Genomic DNA, 25,070 nt, shown 5'->3' on the forward strand with positions numbered 1-25,070 from the left:
TGTTCGGGTGGCGGGGGTTCGGGTGGCGGGGGTTCGGGTGGCGGGGGTGGGCCATGTCCACCGAACACAAACCCACCGATCATAAAAAGGATTCGGGCAACGGGTTGGCAAGCGGGAACGGGGGGGCTACCTTCGCAGAACTCCAATATGACAGTTCCTGGTGATGGTTTGATGGATCGGTTTGCACCGCACGCCGCGCGTCGGCGCGGGTTGGCCCGCCTGCTGGCGGCGCTGGCAGTTTTCACGCTGATGTGGGGCGGGCCTGTGACCGCCGCCGCCCCGGCGGGTGGGGCGGCCCCCGCCGCTCCGGTTGCCGCCCCCGCCAGCCCCGCCCCGGCGGCGGTGGCGGCCGGGGAGCCGACGATCCAGCAGCTTGAGGCCATGGTCTCCACCCTGGAGAACCCGGAGGCGCGGGCCAAGCTGGTCGAGCAGCTCCGCGCCCTGGTCGCCGCGCAAAAGGGCCTGACCCCGGCGAAAGCGGCGGAGGCCGAAGCCTCGCTGCCGCAGACGCTCGGCGCGCGGGTGCTGGGCTTCCTGGCCGATCACATGGATCTGGTCAGCCGTCAACTGATCCAGGTCGGCAACCTGTTCGCCGATCTGCCCTCGGCGGTGGCCTGGGCCGACCGCCAGATGTCCGATTCCTCGGCGCGCGACCGCTGGGCGCAGATCGGCTATGAACTGCTGCTGATCTTGGGCGTCGGCGGTTCCCTGGCGTGGGCGACGCTGTGGGCGGTCGGGCGTCCGCACCGGGCGCTGGCCGCCCGCCCGGTCCCGTCGGCGCTGATGCGGGTCCCGCTGCTGCTGGGCCGCGCGCTGCTGGAGCTGGTTCCGGTCGCCGTCTTCGTCGTCATCGCCTACACCGTGCTGTCGGTGACGGAGCCGGGGACGCGGGTGCGGCTGTCGGTGCTGGCCATCGTCAACGCGTCGGTCATCGTGCAGATCCTGCTGATCCTGGTCGGGCTGCTGGTGGCGCCCGGCGCGCCCAATTTGCGGCTGATCCGGGCGGGAGAGGCCGGGGCGTGGCGCGCCTATGTCTGGAGCCGCCGCCTGATCGCCGCCGCCGTCTATGGCTATTTCCTGGCCGAGGCCGCCTATGTGCTGGGGCTGCCGCTGGGGGCCTATGGCGCGCTGCTGAAGCTGCTGGGCGTGCTGATCGCCGGGATGCTGGTCGTCCTGATCCTGCAAAACCGGGCGGGGGTGGCCGCCTGGATGCACGGCAACCCGTTGTCGGGCGACGGCGACCCCGACGCCACGGCGGTGCGAGAGGCCGAGGGGCAGGGGGCCGTCCTGCGTTCGGCCCGGCGGCGCTTCGCCGATGTCTGGCACGTGCTGGCCATCGCCTATGTCAGCGTCACGCTGGGCGTGTGGGTGCTGAACGTCTATGGCGGGTTCGAGTATCTGGCCCGCGCCACCGCCGTCACCATCCTGTCGGTGGTGGTCGCCCGCCTGCTGGTGACGGGGTTGAACCGGGCGTTGCGCCGAGGCCTGACCGCCAACCGCGACCTGCGCGGCAGCCTGCCGCAACTGTACGAGCGCGCCTTTTTCTACCTGCCGATCCTGCAACGGGTGGGCAAGAGCATCATCTGGCTGGTGGCGCTGGGGGTGGTTCTGGATGGCTGGGGCATCGACGCGCAGGGCTGGGTCGACACCGCGCTGGGCCGCCGCATCATCGGCAGCGCCCTGACCATCGCCATCCTGCTGTCCGGGGCCGTGCTGGCGTGGGAGGTGGTGAGCGCGCTGATCGAGCATTTCCTGACCTCCACCGACCAGGACGGGACCCGGATCGAACGCAGCGCCCGCGTGCGCACCCTGCTGCCGCTGCTGCGCAACGCCTTCCTGATCCTGCTGGTGACGATGGTGTCGCTCATCAGCCTGTCGGAGCTGGGGGTCAACATCGCCCCCCTGCTGGCCGGTGCCGGTGTGGTCGGTCTGGCCATCGGTTTCGGTTCGCAAAGTCTGGTCAAGGACATCATCACCGGCCTGTTCATCCTGTTCGAGGACACGGTGTCGGTCGGTGATTCGGTGGATGTCGGCGGCGGCCACGCCGGAACGGTGGAGGCGATCTCCATCCGCTCCATCCGGCTGCGCGACAGCGCCGGGGCGGTGCATTCCGTGCCGTTCAGCGCCGTGACCACGGTCAAGAACATGAGCAAGGATTTCTCCATCGCCCAGTTCAACGTCTCCGTCTCCAACCGCGAGGATCCCGAGCGGGTCATCGCCGCCCTGAAGCAGGTGGGGGCCGAGGTGCAGGAGGACCGCCGCCTGGGTCCGGACATCCTGACCCCGCTGGAGGTGATGGGCGTGGACAAGCTGTCGGACACCGGCATCAACATCCTGGCCCAGTTCAAGACCCGACCGACCAAGCAATCGGCCATCATCCGCGCCTTCAACCTGCGCATGAAGAAGCGGTTCGACGAGATGGGCATCACCATGCCGACCCAGTCGATGCAATTGGTTGTCGGCCAGACCGCCCACGACCGCGCCATGGCCGAGGCGTTGAGCCAAGGCTCGTAAAGAGCCGGGGTGTCAAAGAACCGGGATGCCAAAGAACCGGGGCATCAGGGCGGCGGGCGTGTGGCCCGCCGTTCCGGTTCACACCGGCCCTGCTCCCAGGCCAGCAGGGCTTGTTTCAGGGGAACGCCGTAGCGGTAGCGGTGGATGACCCCGGATTTCTGCACCGCGCGGTGGCAGGGGACCAGCACGCAGACCGGGTTGCGCCCGCCCGCCGCTCCCACCGCCCGCAAGGCCGCCGGGTTGCCGACGGCGTGCGCCACGGCTTCATAGGACGCGACCGCCCCCGGCGGGATGCGCATCAACGCCCGCCAGACGGCGATCTGAAAGGCGGTTCCCTTCAGCAGCAGGGGCGGCGGCGGGGCGGTGGGCGCGTCGAACAGGCGGTCGGCCAACGGGCGGGTGGCCTGCGGATCGCTGACCCGCCGGGCGTCGGGCCAGGCGGCGGCCAACTCGGTCAGGCCGTCGCGCCCATCCTCCGCCCGTTCGAACCCCAGCCAGCACAGGCCCCGATCGCTGTCCGCCAGCAGGACGCGGCCAAAGGGGCTGTCGTGCCAACCCCAGCGGATCACCAACCCATCGCCCAGCGCGCGGGCGGCCTCCGGCGACAGGGGGGTGAGGTCCGGCGGTTGGCCGACCGCTTCGGGCAGGCGCGACAGCGGCGGAACGGGGGCGGTCGGCAGAAGTGTCACGATGGGGGCGCTCAACCGGCGGGTGCTGGCGGGCAGGGCGGGCGACGCCACGCCCGCAGCGCGTCGTCCAGCGCGGTGGCGAAGGCGGCGCGCTCGTCCGGCGACAGGAAGGAGCCGACGCCCACCGACCGGCCATGCGAGGACAGCGTGACCTCGCCCCCCGGCTCGTCGGGGTGGCTGTGGTGCACGCGCAGCCAATAGGGGTGAAAACGGGTCTGCCAGACCCGCGCCCGCGCGTCCACCCGCTTCACCATCAGGTCGGCGTCGGTCAAGCGGACCTGTTCGTATTGGTTCGCCGCGCGGGTGTTGATGCGCAGGGCCAGCCACAGGGCCAGCACGTCCAGCCCGCAAAAGGGAATCACCGGCCACGCCCCCAGCGCCCAGAACACCCCGCCGATCACCAGATTGGCGACGACGACCACGGCCATCAGCGCCCGGCGGCCACCGCGCCCAAGGCTGCGGTGCGGGTGAAGGATCGCGTCGAACAACACGCGGGACGCACCGCCGTCTGGGTCGTCGCTGGGCATCGGCTGAGCATAGCGCAGGGGATGGCGCGGGAGAACCGGGAGGTGAGGGAGCCGGGACGTGAAACGCCCACCCCAGGAGGGTCAGGCCGCTTCCGACACCAGAGGAACCGCGCCGCCGTGCAGAACCCAGGGCATGGCGATCTCGCACCCTTCATCCGCCCAATCGGGCAGCACGAAGATTCGGACCTGATCGTCGGCCCCGGCGGCGATCATGGTGTCGGCCATGGTCGAGGCCCATTGCCAATCGGTCAGCACGATGGCGCTGCGCAGATGGCCGCAGGATTTGGCCAGACGCACCAGCTCCACCACCCGTTCGGGGCGGAAATTCTCCGCCTGGAAATGATCGAACTCGATCAGGCTGGTCCAGCTTTTCCCGCGCAGGGCGTTGAAGTGACCGGCGATTTCAGCGATGGCGGCGTCGCGCTGGGTGATCGACAAATCGCCCTGCATCCGCACATGCAGCCCCCATTTGGTCGGGGTGACGGAGTAAGTGCCCATGATGATCTCTCCACCTTGTCTTTCGGCCCGCTGCGGTGCGAATCGTTGATCGGCACGGCTCCGGTTGGATCGTCTGTGCGGACGGGGACGGAAAACACCGCCACACCGATGCCATCAAAGACGATCAAGGAAAGACATACGTCTGCGGTATGAATACCAAAGTTCATCAGTGTCTGAAAGAATGAATTGTTAAGAAAATGCGACAATTTCATTCTTATATTGAGAGGCGTTTTTCAAAATGCAAATTCCGACTCGCAGTTTGCGAGGATGACGGAAGCCGTTCTCGTGCGGTCTCCGCAGGCCGGGAGGGGACGCCATGGCGGGGCTGGCCGGAGCCGGTGACTTGCGGCTATGCTGGACGCCATGAAGCCCGCATCCGTTCAGGAATTTTTCCGCCGCCTGTCCGCCGCCAACCCGGAACCCCGGAGCGAGCTGGAGTATGTCAACCCCTACACCCTGCTGGTCGCCGTCGCGCTGTCGGCCCAGGCGACCGATACCGGGGTGAACAAGGCCACCGGCCCGCTGTTCGCCCGCGTCACCACCCCCCAGGCCATGGTCGATCTGGGGGAAGAGGGGTTGCGCGGTTACATCAAGACCATCGGCCTGTTCAACACCAAGGCCAAGAACGTCATCCGCCTGTCGGAACTGCTGCTGGAGCGCCATGGCGGCGAGGTGCCACAGGATCGCGACGCGCTGGAAGCCCTGCCCGGCGTCGGGCGCAAGACCGCCAACGTCGTGATGAACGTCGCGTTCGGGGCCGAAACCATCGCCGTGGACACGCACATCTTCCGGGTCGGCAACCGCACCGGGATGGCCCCCGGCAAGACGCCGGACGCGGTGGAGGCCAAATTGCTGAAGGTGGTCCCCAAGCCATACCGGCGGCACGCCCACCATTGGCTGATCCTGCACGGGCGCTATGTGTGCAAGGCCCGCAAGCCCGACTGTCCGGCCTGCCCGGTGGCCGACCTGTGCGGCTTCAAGGAGAAGACTCCGGCCTGAGTGTGGATGCGCAAAAGGCCCGGCGCGGGGAAACCCGACCGGGCCTTTTGCGTGGTGTCCGCGCCGCGACTCGGGCGCGAGGGGGCGATCAGAGATCGCTGGTCTTGGGGGCGTCGGCGTAAAGCGCGATGCTGCCCGTCAGCTGGCCGCCCGGCTCGACCGTCAGCTCGCCATACTTGACCGATCCGTTGATCCGGCCGGTGGAGCGCACGACCAGACGGCCGCGCACGGCGATGTCGCCCTCGAACCGGCCGCCGATGTCAGCCTCGTCGATCTCGACCGATCCCTTGAACAGGCCGCCGTTGGCGACCTCGATGGAGCGGCCTTCGCGCAGCTTGGCCTCCACCGTGCCTTCGACGATCAGCACGTCGCAGGAGCCGATCTCACCCGACAGCGAGATGTCGCGGCCAACCGTGAGGCGGCGCTGGTCCGGCAGGGCCGGGGTCATCGGCGGCAGCGGGGCGGCGGGGGCGATGCCCTGCGGCGCGGGTTGGCGCGAGGTCAGGCCGGTTGAATCGACGACGCGGCGCGGCACGTCGGTCTTGAAACCGGCACCCGGAAGAGACGGAGCGGTCGGGGGCTTCGGGCTGCTGGTGTTCATCTCGGTTCCCTTGGCGGAAGGCGTCGAATCGGACGGGGTCGGGCGGGCGAAGCTCGGCACCGCGTAGGCTGGGGGTGGCGTGTCCGCCGTGGCGTTCAGCGAGGCCAGCGGCGACAGGGTGGTCCCCGCATCGTCCGGCCTGGCCGCCGGACCGCTGGCGTGGGCCGCTGCGGCGCTGTCGGGTTTGGGTGCGGCGGGCGGAGTCTTGCGTCCGAACAGCATGAACGATGATCCCCAATCAGGAAAGGCGGGTGGGCTGGACGGCATCGCCGCGCGGCAACAGGCGGCAACGGGCGGTGTGCCGACGGATCGTCCGGTGGCGACCGCGCCGCTTGCGGCGTAACACGGTCATCCGACCCGCCGCAAGGGGCCTGTCATCGATTGGAACACATGAACCATAAAGGCGCTGGCGACCACAGGAACCAGAAGATTGACCAGCGGGATGGTGGACAGGACGGTGATCACCACCCCGGCGGCGAATGGCCTGAACGGGCGGGCGCGGCGCAGCAACCGCGCCTCCCGCCAATCCATCCGGCGGTTGGCCACCAGCTCGAAATACTCGCGGCCCAGCAGATAGCCGTTCAGGGTGTAGAAGACCAGGATGTTCAGCCCCGGCAGGGCGATGTAGAGCGGCAGCACCAGCAGGTTGGCGGCGATCACCACGGCCAGAAACCGCAGCGCCGTCAGCACCTCCGCCGTCCAGCGCGACCGGCGCGGCGGTGGCAGATGGGGGTAGTGGCGCGCCTCCACCCGGTCCACCACCGTGTCCAGGAACAGGCTGGACACGGTGCCGACGGTGGCGGGAAACAGCAGCCAGGCCAGCAGCAGCACGACCAACCCACCCAGCAGATCCAACACGCCATCGACCCAGGCGTTGCCGGTCAACGGCGTGTGGTACAGCGCCCACCACACCGTGACCGTCAGCAGGCCATAGGCGGTGGCGGCACCACCCACCCCGATCCACACCACCCTGCGCGTGCGGGGATCGGACAATTGACCAAAGGCCAGGGACAGGGCGTGCAGCATGCGGGGTCCTGAGGATCGGGACGGGAACGGATCGCCTGACAGGTCGGGAGCGGCGGCGTTCTGTCAAGGGGGCAGGCGCGTCTGTCGCTGTGGTTGAATTGTGCGTGTCGGATCGGCCATGCTAGGGAGCACAAGGCCGAAGGCGCTGGGCGGCAGACATTGGCAGAGCAGATATAAACATAGCAGGTATAGGCAGGGCGGACGGAGGCAGGGACGGCATGCGGGTTCCCCGGCGCAGCGTGGCCTTTCGCATTCTGGCGGGATTGACGGTGATCGGCGGCTTGGCCGCCGTGACCAGCGTCGTCTCCGTGTCGTTGTTCTCCCGCTTTCACGAGGGGTTCGAGCAGATCGCCACGGCCAAGGTGCCGGGGCTGGTCGCGTCGTCCCAATTGGCCCAGCAGAGCGGCACGGTGGCCGCCATCGCCCCGGCGCTGGTCGCCGTCCAGGATCAGGCCGCGCGCGAGGCGGTGATGGCCCGGCTGGGCGACCAGATCGTGCTGCTGGAAGAGCTGATGGCCCGCCTGCTGTCGCGCGGCCAGGGCGAGGGCGTCACCGACCTGAGCGAGCTGGAACGCCGCAAGAACGAGCTGGTCGCCAATCTGCTGAACCTGAACGCGCAGGTCGACGCCCAACTGGCCCAGACCGCCGATCTCAACGCCCGCGCCCTGACGCTGACCGATCTGTCGGCCCGGCTGCACGCGGCGGCGGACGCGGCGGAGGCGGCGGACGCGGCGGAGCGCGACGCCGTTCTGCGATGGCAGCGCGACGCGGCGGAAACCGTGACGATCCTGCTGGCCGCGCTGCGGGCCGACCATGAAACCCGGCTGGACCGGTTGCGGGGCGACGCCCAGGTCGCGCTTGACCGTGCGGGCATGAGCCTCGCCGTTCTGCCGCCGATGGCGGTGGCGCGGTTGATGCCGCTTCAGCGGGAGCTGTCGGCCCTCGCCATCGCCAGCGGGCCGGTGTTCGGCGCGCGCGCCAACGAGCTGGCCTTGCAGCGCGCCATCAAGGGAGCGACGGCACGCAATCAAACCGTGTCGGACCGGCTGGTCGCCACGGTGTCCGATTATTTCCTGATGGTGGAGCGCGACATCGCCCGCCGCTCCGCCGATTTCGAACGGGTGATTGGTGACGGCAAACGGGCGATCATCGCCATGGCGATCCTGTCGATCCTGGGGGCGGCGGCGATCTTCGTCTACATGCACCGCAACGTCGTGCGGCGGCTGCGCGCGCTCCAGGCCGCGATGATGGCGTATGAGGCGGGAACCGCCGTGGTCGTTCCCGCCCAGGGCGACGACGAGATCGGCGAGATGGCCCGCGCGCTGGCCTATTTCGTTGGCGCGATCAGCGCGCGGGAAAGCGCGCTCAGCGACAGCGAACGGCGGTTGCGCGCGATCCTGGAGCAAAGCCCGGTCGGTGTGTCGATCGGGCGCGGCGACGGCCGGGTCGTGTTCGCCAACGCGCGCGCCGCCGAACTGGCGGGCGTGGCCCCGGAGGTTTTCGTCGGCGGTCCGCACCGGCTGGCCGCCCCCGATCCGGCGGTCCCGCTCCGCCGACCAGCGGCGCAGGGCGGAGGCGGCGTTGAGGGAAGCGGTGCCGAGGATGGGCGCGCCAGCGATGGCGACGTCGTCGCCCGCGACGTGGAGGTGGCGGTGGACCGCCCCGACGGCAGCCGGGTCTGGGCCTTGCAGACCTTGCAGCGCACCGCCTTCGAAGGGCAACCGGCGGTGCTGGCCTGGAGCTATGACATCACCGAGCGCAAGCGGGCGGAGGAGGCGTTGCGCGCCGCCAAGGAGCAGGCCGAGATCGCCGCGCGGTCCAAATCCGAATTCCTGGCGACGATGAGCCACGAGATCCGCACGCCGATGAACGGGGTTCTGGGCATGCTGGAGCTGACGGCGCTGACGCCGCTGGACGCCGAACAGCGCACGCTCGTCACCACCATGCGCGACAGCGCCACCTCGCTGCTGCGGATCATCGACGACATCCTGGACCTGTCGAAGATCGAGGCCGGCAAGCTTGACCTGGAGGAGCAGGACCTGCAACCGGCGGAGCTGGTGGAGGGGGTGGCCGATCTGCTGGCCCCGCAGGCCCACCAGAAGGCGCTGGCCCTGATCTGCGACATCGACGGCACGGTGCCGCCGCTGGTGCGTGGCGACTCGGGCCGCCTGCGGCAAATCCTGTTCAACCTGACCGGCAACGCCATCAAATTCACCGACCGGGGCCGCGTGGTGCTGCGGGTGTCCGCCCGTCCTTCGGAGCGGGGTGGGGAGGGTGGCTCGCGTGTCCATCTGCGATTCGAGGTGGAGGACAGCGGCATCGGCATCGGCCCCGAAGGGCAGGCCCGGCTGTTCCAGCCCTTCAGCCAGGCCGACAGCTCCACCACCCGGCGGTTCGGCGGCACCGGGCTGGGGCTGGCGATCTGCACCCGGCTGGTCGAGATGATGGGGGGGCGGATCGGCGTCGAATCGGCACCGGGCCGGGGGTCCAGATTCTGGTTCACGGTCGATCTGCCGACGATTCCGGCGGTGTCGGTCGAGCAGGCGGCGGCGTTGCGCGGGCTGTCGGTGCTGGTGGTCGACGACGACGAGGTGCAACGCGCGGTCCTCGCCCGCTATCTGGCCCAGGGCGGGGCCGAGGTCACGTCCGCCGGGTCGGTGGCCGACGCGGTCGGGCGGCTGCTGCGTCCGGGGCTGGATGCGCTGGTGACGACCGCCCCGCTGGCCGAGCGCATCGCCCCCATGGTCGCCGTGCGCGGCGCTGCGGTGCCGCGCCTGCTGGTGGGCGACGCGTCGGGCGGGCTGGGCAACGGCGCGATCACGCCGGGCGGCGGCTTGACGCAACCGGTGCACCGATCCGCCTTGATCAACGCGGCGCTGGTGCTGACCGGGCGCGGCGCGGGACTGGTTCCCCCCGTCGGGCTGACGCTGGGGCGCTATCCGGCGCTGCCCGACCGACCGGCCCCGGAAGCCCCCCCCCACCCGGCCCCGGCGGCGGGCGATGGCCTGATCCTGGTGGCGGAGGACAACCCGACCAACCAGCAGGTCGTTCTGCGGCAGTTGCGCCGTCTGGGCTTCCCGGTCGAATTGGCGGAGGACGGGGCGTCGGCGCTGGCGGCGTGGCGGCGCGGCGGCTTCCGCCTGCTGATCACCGATTGCCACATGCCGCGCATGGACGGGTACGAACTGGCGCGCAGCATCCGCGCGGAAGAGGCGGCGGCGGGCGACGGACGGCGGTTGCCCATCGTGGCGATGACCGCCAACGCGCTGTCGGGTGAGCGGGAGCGCTGTGCGGCGGCCGGAATGGACGATTATCTGGCCAAGCCGGTCAGCCTGACGCAACTGGCCTCCGCCCTGAACCGCTGGCTGACCGCGCCCTGCGCGCCATCCGTGGCGAACGCGCCCGTGGTGACGGAACCATGCGCGGCGGCCCCGTCTCCACCGGTTCCCGATCTTCCCGTGCTCGACCTCGACCATCTGCGGGACACCTTCGGGTCGCTCGATGGCGGGACGCTCGACATGATGGATTACTTCCTCGACACCACCCGGCCGACGCTGGAGCAGGCCCAGGCGGCGTTGGGCCAAGCGACCTTGAAGGGGGCGACCTTGAAGGAGGCGACCTTGAAGGAGGGGGCCTTGGAGGAGGCGCGCGCCGCCGCCCATTCCGCTGCCGGGGCCGCGCGCACCGCCGGGGCCAAGCGGCTCGCCACCCACTGCACCGCGCTGGAGCGCGCCGTCATCGACGGGCGGCTGGACGATGCCCAGCGCGCCGCGACCGCGCTGATGCCCGCCTTTGCCGAGGTGGAACAGGCGATCCGGGACCTGCGTCGCGCCGCCGCCGCCCCTGAGACCGCGTCGGCGGTGTGAGTGGCCCCAGCCCGTGGCTTGCTCTAGTCTCTCCGGATCGGTGGGGTGTGGGGGGATCGGGCGTGGCGGTGTGGACGGGCTGGTTCTGGAGCAAGGCGGCGCGGCGGCGCGCGGCGGCGGAGGCGGACGCCCAGCGCGCCGCGCTCGACCGTCTGACGGAGGACCGCGACCGGCTGGCGGCGTGGCTGGACAGCGCGCCGTGGCCCTGGTGCGCCTGGGACGCGGCGGGGGTGGGGACGCTCTCCGCCGAGGCGGTCGCGCTGCTGGGAATCGACCATCCCGACGCGCTTGTCCGCAGCGTCGGGGATCCGGAGTTGGCCGGGGCGCTGGCCGCGCTGAGGCGGGACGGGATCCCCTTCCGCCGCGTGGTCCCGATGGCCGATGGCCGGACCCTGGCCCTGACCGGACGGCGCGGCGGCGCGGGGGCGGCGCGCTGCGATGTGGTGTGGATCGAGGATGTGAGCGCCCTGACCGCCGCCACCGCCGCCGCGCAGGCTGAGGAGATCGCCCGCCGCACCGCCGAGGCCACGCTGGCGGACGCCCGCGCCGCGCTCGACACGTTGCCGATTCCCGTCTGGATGCGCGATGGCGCTCTCGCTTTGTGCTGGTGCAACCGCGCTTACGCGCGCGCGGTCGACGCCGATCCGGCGACCGTGCTGGAACGCCAGATCGAGTTGGTTCCGGGCGGTGGTCGGACGCTGGCGGCGCGGGCGCGGGCGGGCGGCTTCGCGCAATCGGAGCGGACTCCGCTGGTCATCGGCACCGAACGCCGCATCCTCGACATCACCGAAGCTCCACTGGCGGCGGTGACGGTGGCGGGCGGGGCGCGGCTTCTCGGTCACGCGCTCGACCGGACCGCGTTGGAGGAGGCGCGGGCGGACCTCGACCGCCATCTGGCTGCGCACGCCGAGGTGCTGGAACGGCTGGGCAGCGCCATCGCCATTTTCGGGGCCGACACCCGTCTGAAATTCTTCAACCAGGCCTACGCCCGTCTGTGGAACCTGGATGAGGTGTGGTTGCGTGGCGAACCGACCAACGCCGAACTGCTGGAGGAGCTGCGCAGCCGCCGCCGCCTGCCGGAATACGCCGATTACCAGACCTTCAAGCGCGAACGGCTGACCCGCTACACCCACCTGATGGAACCGGTGGAGGAACTGCTGCATCTGCCCGACGGAACCACCCTGCGCCACATGGCGGCCCCGCACCCGCTGGGCGGCCTGATCACCATCCTGGAGGACGTCACCAACACGCTGGCGCTCCAATCCTCCTACAACACGTTGATGGCGGTGCAGCGGGAGACGTTGGACAATCTGGCCGAGGGCATCGTCGTGTTCGGTGGCGACGGTCGCCTGAAGCTGTTCAACCCGGCGTTCGCCCGGCTGTGGGAACTGCGCGACGAGGATTTGCAGGGGGAACCGCACATCACCGACGTGATCGAGTGGATGCGCCCGCTGCTGCACGCCACCCCCGCCGCGCTCGGCACCGAAGAGGAGGCGGTGGATGCCGAATCGGCGGATGCGGCCCGCGAAGCCGATTGGGAGGCCCTGAAGGACGAGATGATCGGCGCGACGCTGGAACGCGCCGTCCGCTCGGGCCGGGCGGAGCGCAGCGACGGGTCGGTCGTCGAATTCTCCACCCTGCCGCTGCCCGACGGCGCGGTGCTGAACAGCTATCTGGACGTCACCGACGGCGCGCGGCTGGAACAGGCGCTGCGGGCGTCCAACGCCGCGCTGGAGGCCGCCGACCAGTTGAAGGGGGAATTTGTCGCCAGCGTGTCCCACCATCTGCGCACGCCGCTGACCGGCATCGTCGGGCTGGCGGAGAGCCTGGCCGCGCCCGCGTCCGGCGGGTTGAGCGCGGCGCAGGCCGCCTGCGTCCAGGGCGTGCTGGACACCGCCAAGCGGGCGCTGGACCTGATCGGCGACACCGCCGGGCTGACCAGCCTGGGGGTGGGCGTCACCACGCTGGAGCGCGGCACGGTCGACCTTGCCGAACTGCTGGACGGGGTGGCCGGGTTGACGCGGGAATGGGCACGCCGCGCCGGTCTGCGGCTGGAATTGCACGCCCCGGCCCGGCTGGGCAGCGTCGAGGGCGACGGCAAGCGGTTGAAACAGGCGCTGTTCACCCTGGTGGTCGCCGCCATCCGCCACCCGCCGCCCGACCGCCGCATCCGCCTGTCCGGGCAGCGCACCGAGGACCGGGTGATCCTGGCGGTCAGCGCCGCCGCCCGACCGCCGGGCGACGCCGCCCCGGCGGCGACGGTGGTGTCGGCGCTGTCGTTGGCCCGCAACGTCGCCGAACTGCATGGCGGGCGGTTGGAGCCGGGAAGCGGCGGCGGGCGCGGCGATCCGGTCCGCTGCGTTCTGCCGCTGCGCGCGCCGGTGAACGGGGTGCGCGGGTAGGCGGGGAAGGCGGCGCGAGGGCGGGAGCGGTCAGCGCGGCAGCGTCACCGTCACCCGCAAACCGCCCTCCGCCCGGTTGTCCAGCGCGATGTCGCCGCCATGGCCGCGAATGATGGTGCGGGCGGTGGACAGGCCCAGTCCCACCCCGCCGGTGTCGCGGGAGCGGGAGCGTTCCAGCCGGTAGAAGGGGGCGAAGACCTTTTCGAACTCCTCCGCCGGGATGCCGGGGCCGTCGTCGTCGATGATGATGCGGGCCTGTCCATCCTCCATCGCCAGCCGGACGACGAAGCCGCCGCCATAGGCGATGGCGTTGTCCATCAGGTTGGCGAAGGCGCGGCGCAGCGCCACCGGGCGGCCTTCGGCCACCGCGTGGGCCGGGCCGTCGTAACGGGCGTCGTGCCCGGAATCGACGCGGTCGTCGCACAGGCTTTGCAGCAGATCGGCCAGATCGAGCCGCCCGCGCGGCTCGCGCTTGGCGTCGTCGCGGGCAAAGGCCATGGTGGCGGCGATCATCGCCTCCATCTCGTCCAGGTCGGCCAGCATCCGGCGTTGCATCTCCGGGTCGTCCACCAGCTCGGCGCGCAGGCGCAGGCGGGTCAGCGGCGTGCGCAGATCGTGGCTGATGGCGGCCAGCATCTGGGTGCGGTCGGCGACGAAGCGGGCCAGCCGCCCCTGCATCCGGTTGAAGGCGCGGGTGGCGGCGCGCAGCTCGCGCGGGCCGGTTTCGGGCAGCGGTTCGGCCTCGTCCCCCACGCCCAGCCGTTCGGCGGCGCTGGCAAAGCCGGCCAGCGGCGCGGTGAAGCGGCGGGCGGCCAGCAGCGACAGCGCCAGGATGACCGCGACCACCCCGCCCATCCACAGGGCAAAGCGCAGCAGCCGGAACGGCCCGTCGAGCGGATCCCCGCCGGAGAAGCTCAACCACGAGCCATCGGCCAATTGCACCGACAGCCGCACATGCGGCCCCCAACGCCGGTCATCGCCGTCGCCGCCGGGAAAGGGCGGCGGGGCCAGCGGCGGGCGGCGCAGGTCGGGCGGCAACCCGCCCGGCGGGCCACCGGGGGGGCCGCCATCCGGCGGGCCGCGCCGCTCCACCTCAACCACAATCGCGCGGGCGGGCGGGCCGAGCGACTCGCGCAAATGCCGCCGCAACCCCTCCCACCGTCCGCCGCCCACCTCCTGGCGGCTCGACGGGCGGTCGCGCCGCCACTCCACCCGCAACACCGGGTCGTCCAGCGCCCCGATCAAACGGTCGCGGTCGGCCAGCGGGGTGCTTTCCACCAGTTGGACGATGGCGGTGACGCGCTGAACCAGCACGCCCGGCCCGTGGATCGGCGGCCCTTCGCTGCGGTCGGTCAGATAGATCAGCGCGCTGACCGCCTGGGTCAGCAGCAGCGCCAGCACCAGCGTCAGCGCCATGCGGGCGGCGATGCTGTCGGGGGCGGCCAGACGGCGCAGGCGCTTGCGGGTCGGCGTGGCCGGGGCGGAGGGGGACAGGCTGGGCGCGGCCATGGTTCACCGCCCCGCCGTGACGCTGGGGGTGAAGAGATAGCCGCCGCCGCGCACCGTCTTGATCAGGGTGGGTTCCGCCGGATCGGGTTCGATCTTGCGGCGCAGGCGGCTGACCTGGACATCGACCGACCGGTCGAACGGAACCGCCGAGCGGCCACGCGCCAGATCGAGAAGCTGGTCGCGGTTCAGCACCCGCTGCGGGTGTTCGGCAAAGGCGACGAGCAGGTCGTATTCCCCGGCGGACAATTGCACCAGCACGCCGTCGGCCGAGCGCAGCTCGCGCTTGGTCACGTCCAGCGACCAGCCTTCGAAGCACAGCACGGTTCCGGCGGACCCGCCCCCGGCCACCGGCGGCGCGGCGGCGCGGCGCAGCACCGCCTTGATCCGGGCCAGCAATTCGCGCGGGCTGAAGGGTTTGGCCAGATAATCGTCGGCCCCCATCTCCAGCCCGACGATGCGGTCGGTCTCCTCCCCCATCGCGGTCAGCATGATGACGGGGGTCTGCGCCGTGGCCGGGGCGGCGCGCAGGCGGCGGCACAGCGACAACCCATCCTCCCCCGGCATCATCAGGTCCAGGATGATGAGGTCGACGCGCGCGCCGTCCAGCGTGCGCAGCATCTCCGCCCCGTCCTTGACCCCGGTAACACGGAAGCCGTGCTTGGTCAGGAACTGGGCGACGAGGGTGCGGATTTCGCGGTCGTCATCGACGACCAGAAGATGGGGGATGCGTTCCATGCCGCCATGATCGGACGGGGCCGCGCGGGGGTGAAGGGGAAATGTGTAACGGACGGTTACGGGCCGACCGGCGGTTACACTCCGTTACCAAATGACCGGTTTGCGGACACGCTGCGGCAACGTCGGGGGTGCAGTGTTGGGTCATCGGGAACGCAGCACCCCTGACGGCTTCCCTTCCCAACCGGGTCCCGCCGCCGTTCCCACCGCTGTTCAATCCTGTTCAGGAGTTTCCATCATGAAACGCGCCCTTCTGACCTCCGCCGTGCTGATCGCGGGCCTTGGCCTGGCTCTGCCGGTCTTCGCCCAGCCCGATCGCGGTCCGGGCATGGGCGGTCCGGATCGTCACTTTGGCCGGATGTGCGAGGACCAGGACGCCCATCTGGCGGGCAAGCTGGCCTTCGCCGAAAAGAAGCTGCGGATCACCGACCAGCAGCGCGCCGCCTGGACCAAATTCACCGACGCCGCCCGCGCCAGCCTGAAGCCGGTGCAGGATCTGTGCGCCAAGGTCAAGGACCAGCCGAAGGATCAGCCGGTGGCGTTGCCCCAGCGGCTGGAACGGATGGAAAGCATGATGCAGGCCCATCTGCAGCAGGTGCAGAGCGTCCGTCCGGCCCTGACCGATCTGTACGCCCAGTTGACGCCCGACCAGCAGAAGGCCGCCGATCATCTGCTGGCCCCCCATGGCGGTCCGGGCATGCGTGGCGGCCATGGCGGCCATGGCGGCCCCGGCATGGGGCCCGGCCCGCGCCCCGGCGGCCCTGGCGACAAGCCGGTGGACGCGAAATAACGCGCAGGAGAGCGATGGCCTCCTCCGTATCACCCTTCGCAACAGAGGAGAACCGACACACGCAGCCCTGTTGAGCGGCGGCTGATCCCCAGCCCCCCAAAAAGCCGCCGCCCAGACGCAGGCCGCCGGACCCCCATCCGGCGGCCTGTCTGTTTTGAACCGGAGTCCGTCACCATTTTGGTGTTGGAAAGACGTCGTCATCGTCGTCGCTGAGGGGCGGCGGCGGTGGAAGCAGCGACAGGGATGCCGCTCGCAGCGGATGGGGCAGAGTGTTGAAGAATGCGTCATCCAGCGGGAATTGTGGAAGCTTTTCCAGCAAGAGGTCCCGCATCAGGTGGGCCTGAGTGACGTCGCGCTGCACTTTCACCGGATCCCGCAACGGACGCGTGGACAGCCATATTTTGTGAACCATCCAGATTCGGGGATCTGGCGCGGCGATTGGTGCTGGGTATCCATTCACGTCAACCACCAGGGCGTCGACGCGCGGTGCGTTGACCAGCCATTGCAAGCCTTCGATTGGGGATGGAACAAGGTCGCCATCGCCAAGTTGCGCTCCGGCTTCTTCCTTCCACGCCGGGTTTGGTTGTGGGCGTATCAAATCCAGCATGAAGCCGTTGCTGTTGGCCATCCGATACGGATTTCCGGGAAGGATTTCAAAGCTTGGGTCGATGCGCTTGACCAATCCGGCGACGGAGCGCTCCGCCTTGTCGGGGATCATGATCCGCAACCGACGGCGGGCGTCGATCAGCAAATCAATGTCTCCCGTGGCCAGCGCGTCGCCGGCAACGGTAACGGCGGCGAGGGCTTCATAGGCGAACAAAGCGTTCGTGCCCACGATCCTGATGTGCCCAAGAATCTGCGTGTCATCAAGCTTGCGCAGGATTTGTGCAACAATGCGCGGAACACGACCAAGGCCGGACGCTTTCGCCAAGGCGGCTTGGACATCAAGAGCTTTTGTCTGTCCGGCCAACCGCTCCTTGATCTTTTTGCGCCCATCCAGGAACGACGCATAAATTGTTTCTGTTTGCGGGCTTCGGACGCCCAAACCCTTTTCTACGGAGCCGATTTTGCGGAACAGATAGTCGGTTCCGTTTTTCTCCCGCCATCGCATGGAGCCTGCATAGTGCCCGGATTGCGATTGAGAGAGGCGATACGCCTCATACACCTGACGAAGATCGACGAACAGTTTGCGCTGAATATCGGTTAATTCATTGAAATAAAACAATTTCCCACTCCATACGCCAATTTTGGTGTGAGGAGTGGGAAATATAGAAATATCAACGGATTGGATCAATAGCGCTTTGGGAGGCGGTACCGTCGCCGATTCAGGCCCCCGGTACGCCCTTGGAGGTCGAGTATTCGAAATGCAGCGCTTCGCCCGGATGGACCATCGGGTGGATGGCGTGGGCGGCCTGGGCCGCTTCGGAGAAGCCGCAGAGGATCAGCTTCAGCTTGCCGGGGTAGGTGGCGATGTCGCCGATGGCGAAGATGCCGGGGGCGCTGGTGGCGCAGCCGGGCAGCGACACGGCGATGTGGCTGCGTTCCAGGTTCAGGCCCCAATCGGCGATGGGACCCAGATTCATCGACAGGCCGAAGAAGGCGAGCATGGCGTCGGCGGGAACCGCCTTTTCCTCGCCGTCCAGGGTGGCGACGCGCACGGCGGTCAATTGGCCGTCGGCCCCCTCCAACCCGGCGAGCTGGTAGGGCACCACCATCTCGATCTTGCCCTCGCGCGCCAGCGCGTCCAGCCGGGCCACGCTTTCCGGCGCGGCGCGGAACTTGGCGCGGCGGTGGACCAGCGACACCTTTTCGGCGACCTCCGACAGCGACAGCGCCCAATCGACCGCCGAATCGCCGCCCCCGGCGATGACCACGCGCTTTCCGGCGAAATCCTGGCGACGGCGAACCATGTAGAAGACCGAGGTGCCTTCAAAGCCCTCCAACCCGTCGAGCGGCGGGCGGTTGGGACCGAAGGCCCCGCAACCGGCGGCGATGATGACCGCCTTGGCGTCGATCTGAACGCCCTTGTTGGTTTCGACCAGCCAGCGGCCTTCGTCGGTGCGGGTCAGCTTTTCGACCTGCTGGCCCAGATGATAGGTGGGGGCGAAGGGGGCGGCCTGTTCGGCCAGCCGGTCGATCAGCGCGGCGGCCTCGATCGCCGGGTGGGCGGGAATGTCGTAGATCGGCTTTTCCGGGTACAGCGCGGTGCACTGCCCGCCAACCATGTCGAGCGCGTCCACGACGTGGCAGCGCATTTTCAACATGCCGCATTCAAACACGGCGAACAGCCCGACGGGACCGGCGCCGACGATGACGACATCGGTGCGGTGGACACTCTGCGACATGAAAGCCACTTCCTTGACATCGGATGGGGAACGACAAAGGTCATCCATTGTCCGATTTTCCGGCGCGGTCAACCCCAACCGACTCCGCAAGGCTGGCGCGCTTGGCTTGCGGGGCGGCGGGACCCTTCGGGGAACCCCCGATTGCGGAGAGTTGCGTGCTCTGACGCAATTGGTTGGTTGTGCGGAACCACCGCTTTGCCGGACAATAATGGTCGCGGGGCGCGCGGGGCCGATGAGGCGACAAAAGCCCCCTGGTGGGCTGGAGGCCGTGGATGAGGGAGCTTCGTTGTCTGGTCTTCACCGAGCAGGAGGTGGTCAAGGCGATCCTCGACCGTCGCCGCCGCGTGAACGAGCCGTTGCCGACCGGGACCGTGGACAAAGTGACCTATGAGGACGGCGACAACGTCGAAACCAAGCTGGCGATCACCCACGACGACGGCACCCGCGAAACCCTGACCCTGCCGGAGACGGAGGTGGCGGCGGCGCTCGTCGCTCATTGCATGAACCGGCGCATTCCCCTGCCGGTGGCGTCGGACAAGATGCTCTACATCATCAACGGGGCGCTGACCCTGATGATCACGATGAATTTCAACAAATCGCCGCGTCTGGTGGTGACGCACGCCGCGACGGTGGAGGGGGCGGGCGGGTCCAGCGGGCCGGAATTGCGCCCGGCCCCCCGGCGGCGGCGGATCGGCGGCTGAGGGCCGCGCTTGAGTGTTGCGGCGGGCGGGCGCTTCGCACAGTATCCGCCTCATGCAGGACACCCCCTTCACCCATTCCCTGATCGTGCCGGACGAGGCGGCCACCGCGCGGTTGGCCGCAAGGTTGGGCGCGCGGCTGCGTCCGGGCGATCTGGTGGCGCTGCGCGGCGATCTGGGGGCCGGGAAGTCTGCCTTTTCCCGCGCCCTGATCCGCAGCGTGACGGTCCCCGACGCCGAAGTGCCGTCGCCCACCTTCACCCTGGTACAGACCTACGACACCGACATCGGGCCGCTCTGGCATTTCGACCTCTACCGCCTGTCCGACGCCGACGAGGTGATCGAGCTGGGGTGGGACGACTCGCGGGCCGAGGCGGTGGCGCTGGTGGAATGGCCGGATCGGCTGGGACCGCTGCTGCCCGCCGACCGGGTCGAACTGGCCCTGACCATCGTCGGACCGACCGAACGTCGGGCGGAACTGACCGGTTTTGGCGCGCTGGCCGCAAGGCTGGCCGCCGCCGACTGGACGCTGTGATGGCCGCAACGCCCTCAACGCTCCCAACGCCGCCAAACGCCGGCCCTGGCATGGCGAGCCGGGAGGCGGCGATCGTCCGCTTTCTGGCGGCCCAGGGCTTGGCCGACGCCGCCCGCACCCCCTTGGCCGGTGACGCCTCGGCCCGCCGGTACGAGCGGTTGACCCGGCCCGACGGCTCCAGCCTCATCCTGGTCGACACCCCGGTTCCGGCGGAGGATCTGACCCCCTTCATCGCCATCGGCGCGGTACTGGACCGCATCGGCCTGTCGGTTCCCATCGTGCGCGCGGCGAACGAGCGGGAAGGTCTGGCGATTCAGGATGATTTCGGAACCGATACGTTTTTCCGCCTGCTGGCCGACGGCGCGGACCCCGAACCGCTCTACGCCCTGGCGACCGACGCCCTGATCGCCCTGCACCAGCGCTGGCCGGACGGGGAGGGGGAACGGCTGGGGCTGCCGGTCTATGACCCGGCGCTGTTCGTCGAACAGACGTTGCTGTTCGCCGACGCCTATTGTCCGGTGGTCTTGAAACGATCCCTTTCGGAAAAAGACCGTTCCGATCTCGCAACGGTGTGGCGGGCGGTGCTGGAGCCGGTGTGCGCCGGACCGCGTTCGCTGCTGCTGCGGGATTACCACGTCGACAACCTGATGCGGCTGCCGCGCGACGGCGTGCGGGCGGCGGGGCTGATCGACTTCCAGGCGGCCGGGCTGGGGCCGACCGCCTATGATCTGGTGTCGCTGCTGGAGGACGCCCGCCGCGACGTGCCCGACGCGCTGGCGGTGGCGATGACCGACCGCTACCTCGCCGCCTTTCCGACCTTGGATCCGGCGGCGCTTCGCCGCTCCATGGCGATTTTGGGGGCGGTGCGCCACACCCGGATCGTCGCCATCTTCGTCCGTCTGGCGCTGGCGCAGGGCCGCCGCGCCTATCTTGCCCATCTGCCGCGCGTCTGGCGGCTGTTGGACCGCCATCTGGCCCGGCCGGAGTTGGCCCCGGTCGCCGACTGGTTCGACCGTTGCCTGCCGCCCGGGACCCGCGCTGACTTTGTCGTTCCGGAGACGACCTGACATGAGCCTTCCCGTTTCGGTTCCCACCACCGCCATGGTTCTGGCCGCTGGCCTGGGGCTGCGCATGCGCCCGTTGACGCTGGACCGGCCCAAGCCCTTGATCCCGATTCTGGGCAAGCCACTGCTCGACCACGCGCTGGACCGGCTGGCCGACGCCGGGGTGGAGCGGGCGGTGGTCAACAACCATTATTTGGGCGGCATGATCGTCGATCATCTGGCCGACCGCCGGACGCCCGCCATCGTCCATTCCCCGGAAGACAGGCAGCTGGAAACCGGCGGCGGCATCAAACAGGCGCTGCCGCTGCTGGGGACTGCGCCGATCCTGACGGTGAACGCCGACATCCTGTGGCTGGACGGCCCGACCCCGGCGCTGCGGCGGCTGGCCCGCTTCTGGGATCCCGAGCGGATGGACGCGCTGCTGCTGATGATGGCGACGACCAAATCGGCGGGCTATGACGGGCCGGGCGACTATCACATGGATCCGCTGGGCCGCCTGACCCGGCGGGCGGAGCGCGAGTTGGCCCCCTTCGTCTTCGCCGGGGTGCAGATCGTCAAGCCGGAGCTGTTCGCGCGGGACACGCCCGACGGGGCCTTCTCCACCAACCGGATTTGGGACCGGGCGCAGGAGGCCGGGCGGCTCTACGGCATCGCCCATGATGGGCTGTGGTACCACATCGGCACCCCTGACGGGCTGACGGAGTGCGAAGAGCTGCTGGCCATCGGCGGCGTGCGCGCCGTTGCGCATTGATGGTCCCCACCGTGACGCCGCAGCCCAAGGTCTACAGCATCCCGTCCGGCGCGCCCTTCGTCGATCATCTGGCCGAGGGCATCGTCGCGCGGGCGGGGGACGACCCGCTGGCGCTGAGCGCGGTGACGGTGCTGCTGCCGACCCGCCGCGCCTGCCGGTCGCTGCAACAGGCCTTTCTGCGGCGGTCGGGCGGCGCGCCGATGCTGCTGCCGCGCTTCAGCCCGCTGGGGGAGTTGGACGCGGGCGATCTGAGCCTGACCGACGAGGAACTGCCGGGCGTTCCGCTCGACCTGCCCGGGGCCATGTCGGCCCTGAACCGGCAAATGACGCTCGCCCGCCTGATTCTGGGGGCGGAGGGCATGGCGGCGACCACCGCGCAGGCGGTGCGGCTGGGGGCCGATCTGGGCCGCCTGATCGACGCGGTGTGGACCGAACGGGTGGGATTCGACCGGCTCGAGTCGCTGGTCCCCGCCGATTACGCCGAACATTGGCAAACCACGCTGAAATTCCTGACCATCGTGACGGAGGTCTGGCCCGCCATCCTCGCCGCGACCAACGAATGCGACCCGGCCCGCCGCCGGAATCTGGCGCTGGAAACGCAGGCCGCGCTGTGGCGCGCGGCCCCGCCGACCGGGCTGGTGATCGCCGCCGGGTCCACCGGCTCGATCCCCGCCGCCACCGATCTGCTGTCGGTCATCGCCCGGCTGCCGCAGGGGGCGGTGGTGCTGCCCGGCTTGGACCAGCGCGCCGATGACGCGGTGTGGCAGGCCATCGAGACCGACGAGTCCCACCCGCAGCACGGGCTGTCCCACCTGATCGGCGCGCTGGGGGTGACGCGGGCGGCGGTGCGGCCCTGGACCGACGCGCCGGAACCGCGCGGTGCCCGCGCCCGCCTGATCGCCGAATCCCTGCGCCCCGCCGCGACGACCGACGGCTGGCGGCATCTGGAGGAGTCCGACGCCGCGCCGATGGGGGTGGAGGCGTTGGACGGGCTGACCCGCATCGACGCCGCCACATCGGAGGAAGAGGCGCAGGCCATCGCCCTGCTGATGCGCCAGGCGCTGGAAACCCCGGAAAAGACGGCGGCGCTGATCACGCTGGACCGCAATCTGGCCCGCCGGGTCGCCATGGCGCTGACGCGCTGGGGCATCGCCGTCAACGATTCGGGCGGGCAGCCCTTGGCCCACACCGCCGTCGGCACCTATCTGCGCATGACGGCGGAACTGGCGGCCAGCCGCGTCCACCCGCTGGCGCTGCTGGCGCTGGCCAAGCACCCGATGGCGGCGGGCGGGCGCGACTCGGCGGATTTCCGCGCCGCCGCCCGCGCGCTGGAGCGCATCGCCCTGCGCGGCCCCCGCCCGGCGGAGGGATTCGCCGGGGTGCGCGCCGCGCTGGCCACGGCGGCCCGCTTCGACCACGAGGAGCAACCGGCGATCCTGGGGGCGTGGCTCGACGATCTCGAACAGCGCGCCGCCCCCTTCTTGGCGGCGATGCGCGGCGACACGCCGTTGGCCGACCTGCTGCGCGCCCACATCGCCTTTGCCGAAAGCCTGGCCGACGACGACGAGTCGGAAGGACCGCAACGGCTGTGGCGGCAGGAGGATGGCGAGGAGGCCGCCCGCTTCGTCCATGATCTGCTCGACGCGGCGGACGGCTTTCCCGCCCTGCCGCCGGGCGATTACCCGGCGCTGCTCGACGCGCTGATGAGCGCGCGGGCGGTGCGTCCGCGCTTTGGCCTGCACCCGCGCCTGTTCATCCTGGGACCGATGGAAGCCCGGCTCCAGCACCTCGACCTGACGATTCTCGGCGGGCTGAACGAAGGGACATGGCCGCCCAGCCCGGCGGCGGATCCCTGGATGTCGCGACCGATGCGCCGCGATTTCGGCCTGCCCAGCCCGGAACGGCTGGTCGGCATGTCGGCCCACGACTTCGCCCACGCCTGCGGCGCGCCCGAGGTGGTGTTGACCCGCGCCGCGCGGGTGGACGGCACGCCGACGGTCCCGTCGCGCTGGCTGCTGCGGCTGGAAACCGTGTTGAAGGCGCTGTCTCTCAGCGGAACCATCGAGGAGCGCGGCGGCTGCTGGCTGACCTGGGCGCGGCGGCTGGACGAGCCGGACCGCGTGCAGCCCATCGCCGCCCCCGAACCGCGCCCGCCGCTGGCCGCCCGCCCGCGCCGCCTGTCGGTGACGGCGGTGGAAAGCTGGATGCGCGACCCCTACACCATCTACGCCCGCTATGTTCTGGGCCTGAGCAAGCTCGACCCCATCGCCGCCGATCCGGGGGCCGCCGACCGGGGCCAGATCATCCACGCCGCGCTCGACCGCTTCGTCCGCGCCTTCCCCGACGCGCTGCCGCCCGACGCGCTGTCGCGCCTGCTGGAGATGGGGGGCGAGGCGTTCGGCCCGCTGCTGCGCAGCCACCCCGACGTCTGGGCCTTCTGGTGGCCGCGATTCGAGCGGGTGGCCGCGTGGTTCGTCACACTGGAGCGCGACCGTCGCCCGCATTGGCGCACGCTGGCGACCGAGGTGACGGGCAGCCTGAGCCTGACCGGGCCGGGCGGCCCCTTCACCCTGACCGCCAAGGCCGACCGCATCGACCGGGGGCCGGACGGGCTGGTGGTGATCGATTACAAGACCGGGACCCCACCCTCCACCCGCGAAATCGCCCTGGGCTTCGCCCCGCAATTGCCGTTGGAAGCGGCGATGGCCGAGGCGGGCGGCTTCCGTGACCTCGGGGCCGGGCCGGTGGCGGAGCTGGCCTTCTGGCGGCTGTCGGGCGGCGACCCGCCGGGCGAGGTCAAGCCGGTGAAGGGTGACCCCGCCGCGCTGGCCGCCGAGGCGCGCGCCGGGTTGGAGGCGCTGATCGCGCGCTTCGACGATCCGGCGACCCCCTACCGCTCCCGCCCGCGTCCGGCGATGGCCCCGCGCTACACCGACTTTGCCCACCTCGCCCGCGTTCAGGAATGGTCGCTGGGCGGCGAGGCGGAGGAGTGACGGGGCCGGGCGGGTCGGGCAGCGCTCAGGCGGCGGTCGTGGGGGGTGGTGCGTCGGGAGCTTCGATCAAGCGGACGATCACGTCCACCCGCGCGATCCGGGTTCCGTCCGGCGCGCTGGGCAGCGAGCGCAGCATCAGATGGTCGGCGGGGATGTCCACCAGACGCCCCGCGTCCTCGAGAAAGAAGTGGTGGTGGTCGCTGGTGTTGGTGTCGAAATAGGATTTTCCCGCCTCCACCACCACCTCGCGCAGCAGACCGGCGGCGGTGAACTGGTTCAGCGTGTTGTAGACGGTGGCCAGCGACACGGCCAGATCGGCGGCGATCGCCTCGCCGTGCAGTTGTTCGGCGGTGACGTGGCGGTCATGGCCTTCGAACAGCAGGCGGGCCAGCCCCAGACGCTGGCGGGTCGGGCGCAGTCCAAGACCGTTCAAACGATCCAGAAGCGGTCTGTAGGGGCGGGTGGCGGTTGTCATGGGCAATGGCCCCCCACTGAACGGGTTGGGGTCGGGCGTTTCGACGTCATGCGCCC

21 protein-coding genes are annotated in these 25,070 nt (G+C 70.1%); 11 read left to right on the forward strand and 10 right to left on the reverse strand.

Going from position 1 to position 25,070, the window contains the following annotated elements:
• Window positions 1-171 precede the first annotated feature (171 nt).
• On the forward strand, window positions 172-2,514 hold the full coding sequence (locus EJ903_RS28020) for a mechanosensitive ion channel domain-containing protein (RefSeq protein WP_174237319.1): 2,343 nt from the start codon (window positions 172-174) through the stop codon (window positions 2,512-2,514).
• 44 nt (window positions 2,515-2,558) lie between these two features.
• Here the strand turns inward: EJ903_RS28020 and EJ903_RS16850 are convergent, their stop codons facing one another.
• The 3 genes from EJ903_RS16850 to EJ903_RS16860 all read right to left on the reverse strand — a co-directional run bounded on the left by EJ903_RS16850 (window position 2,559) and on the right by EJ903_RS16860 (window position 4,228).
• On the reverse strand, window positions 2,559-3,254 hold the full coding sequence (locus EJ903_RS16850) for a methylated-DNA--[protein]-cysteine S-methyltransferase (RefSeq protein ID WP_126617574.1): 696 nt from the start codon (window positions 3,252-3,254) through the stop codon (window positions 2,559-2,561).
• Complete coding sequence (locus EJ903_RS16855; protein WP_126617576.1) at window positions 3,215-3,730, reverse strand: DUF2244 domain-containing protein; 516 nt, start codon at window positions 3,728-3,730, stop codon at window positions 3,215-3,217. Before EJ903_RS16855 ends, EJ903_RS16850 begins: the two co-directional genes overlap by 40 nt.
• A gap of 81 nt (window positions 3,731-3,811) precedes the next feature.
• A complete protein-coding gene (locus tag EJ903_RS16860) occupies window positions 3,812-4,228 on the reverse strand; it encodes a hypothetical protein (RefSeq protein WP_126617578.1) in 417 nt (138 codons plus the stop codon).
• Window positions 4,229-4,591: 363 nt separating this feature from the next.
• On the opposite strand from EJ903_RS16860, the gene nth reads away from it, so the two are divergent.
• Entirely contained in the window at window positions 4,592-5,227 is a 636-nt protein-coding gene (nth, locus tag EJ903_RS16865) for an endonuclease III (protein WP_126617580.1), read from the forward strand.
• A gap of 88 nt (window positions 5,228-5,315) precedes the next feature.
• Here nth and EJ903_RS16870 read toward each other — a convergent pair whose 3' ends face one another.
• Window positions 5,316-6,050 carry a bactofilin family protein gene (locus EJ903_RS16870; protein WP_126617582.1) on the reverse strand — a complete coding sequence of 245 codons (735 nt, stop codon included), beginning with the start codon at window positions 6,048-6,050 and terminating at the stop codon, window positions 5,316-5,318.
• On the opposite strand from EJ903_RS16870, the gene EJ903_RS28025 reads away from it, so the two are divergent.
• Window positions 6,049-6,171 (forward strand): hypothetical protein, encoded by a 123-nt coding sequence (locus EJ903_RS28025; RefSeq protein WP_281274764.1) that lies wholly within the window; start codon window positions 6,049-6,051, stop codon window positions 6,169-6,171. The two genes, EJ903_RS16870 and EJ903_RS28025, sit on opposite strands and share 2 nt — an antisense overlap.
• A gap of 5 nt (window positions 6,172-6,176) precedes the next feature.
• Here the strand turns inward: EJ903_RS28025 and EJ903_RS16875 are convergent, their stop codons facing one another.
• Window positions 6,177-6,854, reverse strand: a complete 678-nt coding sequence (locus EJ903_RS16875) for an EI24 domain-containing protein (protein ID WP_126617584.1) — start codon at window positions 6,852-6,854, stop codon at window positions 6,177-6,179.
• Window positions 6,855-7,072: 218 nt separating this feature from the next.
• On the opposite strand from EJ903_RS16875, the gene EJ903_RS28030 reads away from it, so the two are divergent.
• Window positions 7,073-10,720, forward strand: coding sequence for an ATP-binding protein (locus EJ903_RS28030; RefSeq protein WP_126617586.1), 3,648 nt, complete (start codon window positions 7,073-7,075; stop codon window positions 10,718-10,720).
• 62 nt (window positions 10,721-10,782) lie between these two features.
• Window positions 10,783-13,122 carry a PAS domain-containing sensor histidine kinase gene (locus EJ903_RS16885; RefSeq protein WP_246015676.1) on the forward strand — a complete coding sequence of 780 codons (2,340 nt, stop codon included), beginning with the start codon at window positions 10,783-10,785 and terminating at the stop codon, window positions 13,120-13,122.
• A gap of 30 nt (window positions 13,123-13,152) precedes the next feature.
• Here the strand turns inward: EJ903_RS16885 and EJ903_RS16890 are convergent, their stop codons facing one another.
• Window positions 13,153-14,631: an ATP-binding protein gene (locus tag EJ903_RS16890; protein ID WP_126617590.1), complete on the reverse strand. Its 1,479-nt coding sequence runs from the start codon at window positions 14,629-14,631 to the stop codon at window positions 13,153-13,155.
• Between the two features lie 3 nt (window positions 14,632-14,634).
• Window positions 14,635-15,366 carry a response regulator gene (locus tag EJ903_RS16895; protein WP_126617592.1) on the reverse strand — a complete coding sequence of 244 codons (732 nt, stop codon included), beginning with the start codon at window positions 15,364-15,366 and terminating at the stop codon, window positions 14,635-14,637.
• A gap of 235 nt (window positions 15,367-15,601) precedes the next feature.
• Between EJ903_RS16895 and EJ903_RS16900 the strand changes: the two genes are divergently transcribed.
• On the forward strand, window positions 15,602-16,153 hold the full coding sequence (locus EJ903_RS16900; protein ID WP_126617593.1) for a Spy/CpxP family protein refolding chaperone: 552 nt from the start codon (window positions 15,602-15,604) through the stop codon (window positions 16,151-16,153).
• Window positions 16,154-16,322: 169 nt separating this feature from the next.
• Here EJ903_RS16900 and EJ903_RS16905 read toward each other — a convergent pair whose 3' ends face one another.
• Both EJ903_RS16905 and EJ903_RS16910 read right to left on the reverse strand, forming a co-directional pair.
• Window positions 16,323-17,378 (reverse strand): GSU2403 family nucleotidyltransferase fold protein, encoded by a 1,056-nt coding sequence (locus EJ903_RS16905; RefSeq protein ID WP_126617595.1) that lies wholly within the window; start codon window positions 17,376-17,378, stop codon window positions 16,323-16,325.
• Window positions 17,379-17,478: 100 nt separating this feature from the next.
• Window positions 17,479-18,498 carry an NAD(P)/FAD-dependent oxidoreductase gene (locus EJ903_RS16910; protein WP_126617597.1) on the reverse strand — a complete coding sequence of 340 codons (1,020 nt, stop codon included), beginning with the start codon at window positions 18,496-18,498 and terminating at the stop codon, window positions 17,479-17,481.
• A 272-nt stretch (window positions 18,499-18,770) separates the two neighbouring features.
• On the opposite strand from EJ903_RS16910, the gene EJ903_RS16915 reads away from it, so the two are divergent.
• The 5 genes from EJ903_RS16915 to addB are packed head-to-tail and all read left to right on the forward strand — an operon-like array spanning window position 18,771 to window position 24,539.
• On the forward strand, window positions 18,771-19,199 hold the full coding sequence (locus EJ903_RS16915; RefSeq protein ID WP_126617599.1) for a hypothetical protein: 429 nt from the start codon (window positions 18,771-18,773) through the stop codon (window positions 19,197-19,199).
• Between the two features lie 52 nt (window positions 19,200-19,251).
• On the forward strand, window positions 19,252-19,731 hold the full coding sequence (gene tsaE, locus EJ903_RS16920) for a tRNA (adenosine(37)-N6)-threonylcarbamoyltransferase complex ATPase subunit type 1 TsaE (protein ID WP_126617601.1): 480 nt from the start codon (window positions 19,252-19,254) through the stop codon (window positions 19,729-19,731).
• Between the two features lie 50 nt (window positions 19,732-19,781).
• Complete coding sequence (locus EJ903_RS16925) at window positions 19,782-20,798, forward strand: aminoglycoside phosphotransferase family protein (protein WP_126617603.1); 1,017 nt, start codon at window positions 19,782-19,784, stop codon at window positions 20,796-20,798.
• A gap of 1 nt (window position 20,799) precedes the next feature.
• Entirely contained in the window at window positions 20,800-21,546 is a 747-nt protein-coding gene (locus EJ903_RS16930) for a nucleotidyltransferase family protein (RefSeq protein WP_126617605.1), read from the forward strand.
• On the forward strand, window positions 21,546-24,539 hold the full coding sequence (addB, locus tag EJ903_RS16935; protein WP_126617607.1) for a double-strand break repair protein AddB: 2,994 nt from the start codon (window positions 21,546-21,548) through the stop codon (window positions 24,537-24,539). Before EJ903_RS16930 ends, addB begins: the two co-directional genes overlap by 1 nt.
• A gap of 25 nt (window positions 24,540-24,564) precedes the next feature.
• Here addB and irrA read toward each other — a convergent pair whose 3' ends face one another.
• On the reverse strand, window positions 24,565-25,014 hold the full coding sequence (gene irrA, locus EJ903_RS16940; RefSeq protein ID WP_126617608.1) for an iron response transcriptional regulator IrrA: 450 nt from the start codon (window positions 25,012-25,014) through the stop codon (window positions 24,565-24,567).
• Between the last annotated feature and the right edge of the window lie 56 nt (window positions 25,015-25,070).

This window comes from Azospirillum griseum (assembly GCF_003966125.1).
Taxonomy (GTDB): domain Bacteria; phylum Pseudomonadota; class Alphaproteobacteria; order Azospirillales; family Azospirillaceae; genus Azospirillum; species Azospirillum griseum.

Excerpts from the sequence above, each read along its gene's own strand:
- EJ903_RS28020 (WP_174237319.1), top strand. The coding sequence starts at position 172 with ATGGATCGGTTTGCACCGCACGCCGCGCGTCGGCGCGGGTTGGCCCGC.
- EJ903_RS16860 (WP_126617578.1), bottom strand. The coding sequence starts at position 4,228 with ATGGGCACTTACTCCGTCACCCCGACCAAATGGGGGCTGCATGTGCGG.
- EJ903_RS16895 (WP_126617592.1), bottom strand. The coding sequence starts at position 15,366 with ATGGAACGCATCCCCCATCTTCTGGTCGTCGATGACGACCGCGAAATC.
- EJ903_RS16890 (WP_126617590.1), bottom strand. The coding sequence starts at position 14,631 with ATGGCCGCGCCCAGCCTGTCCCCCTCCGCCCCGGCCACGCCGACCCGC.
- EJ903_RS16930 (WP_126617605.1), top strand. The coding sequence starts at position 20,800 with ATGAGCCTTCCCGTTTCGGTTCCCACCACCGCCATGGTTCTGGCCGCT.
- EJ903_RS16925 (WP_126617603.1), top strand. The coding sequence starts at position 19,782 with ATGGCGAGCCGGGAGGCGGCGATCGTCCGCTTTCTGGCGGCCCAGGGC.
- EJ903_RS28030 (WP_126617586.1), top strand. The coding sequence starts at position 7,073 with ATGCGGGTTCCCCGGCGCAGCGTGGCCTTTCGCATTCTGGCGGGATTG.
- EJ903_RS16855 (WP_126617576.1), bottom strand. The coding sequence starts at position 3,730 with ATGCCCAGCGACGACCCAGACGGCGGTGCGTCCCGCGTGTTGTTCGAC.
- EJ903_RS16870 (WP_126617582.1), bottom strand. The coding sequence starts at position 6,050 with ATGCTGTTCGGACGCAAGACTCCGCCCGCCGCACCCAAACCCGACAGC.
- addB (WP_126617607.1), top strand. The coding sequence starts at position 21,546 with ATGGTCCCCACCGTGACGCCGCAGCCCAAGGTCTACAGCATCCCGTCC.
- irrA (WP_126617608.1), bottom strand. The coding sequence starts at position 25,014 with ATGACAACCGCCACCCGCCCCTACAGACCGCTTCTGGATCGTTTGAAC.
- EJ903_RS16915 (WP_126617599.1), top strand. The coding sequence starts at position 18,771 with ATGAGGGAGCTTCGTTGTCTGGTCTTCACCGAGCAGGAGGTGGTCAAG.
- EJ903_RS16910 (WP_126617597.1), bottom strand. The coding sequence starts at position 18,498 with ATGTCGCAGAGTGTCCACCGCACCGATGTCGTCATCGTCGGCGCCGGT.
- tsaE (WP_126617601.1), top strand. The coding sequence starts at position 19,252 with ATGCAGGACACCCCCTTCACCCATTCCCTGATCGTGCCGGACGAGGCG.
- EJ903_RS28025 (WP_281274764.1), top strand. The coding sequence starts at position 6,049 with ATGAACGATGATCCCCAATCAGGAAAGGCGGGTGGGCTGGACGGCATC.
- nth (WP_126617580.1), top strand. The coding sequence starts at position 4,592 with ATGAAGCCCGCATCCGTTCAGGAATTTTTCCGCCGCCTGTCCGCCGCC.
- EJ903_RS16875 (WP_126617584.1), bottom strand. The coding sequence starts at position 6,854 with ATGCTGCACGCCCTGTCCCTGGCCTTTGGTCAATTGTCCGATCCCCGC.
- EJ903_RS16900 (WP_126617593.1), top strand. The coding sequence starts at position 15,602 with ATGAAACGCGCCCTTCTGACCTCCGCCGTGCTGATCGCGGGCCTTGGC.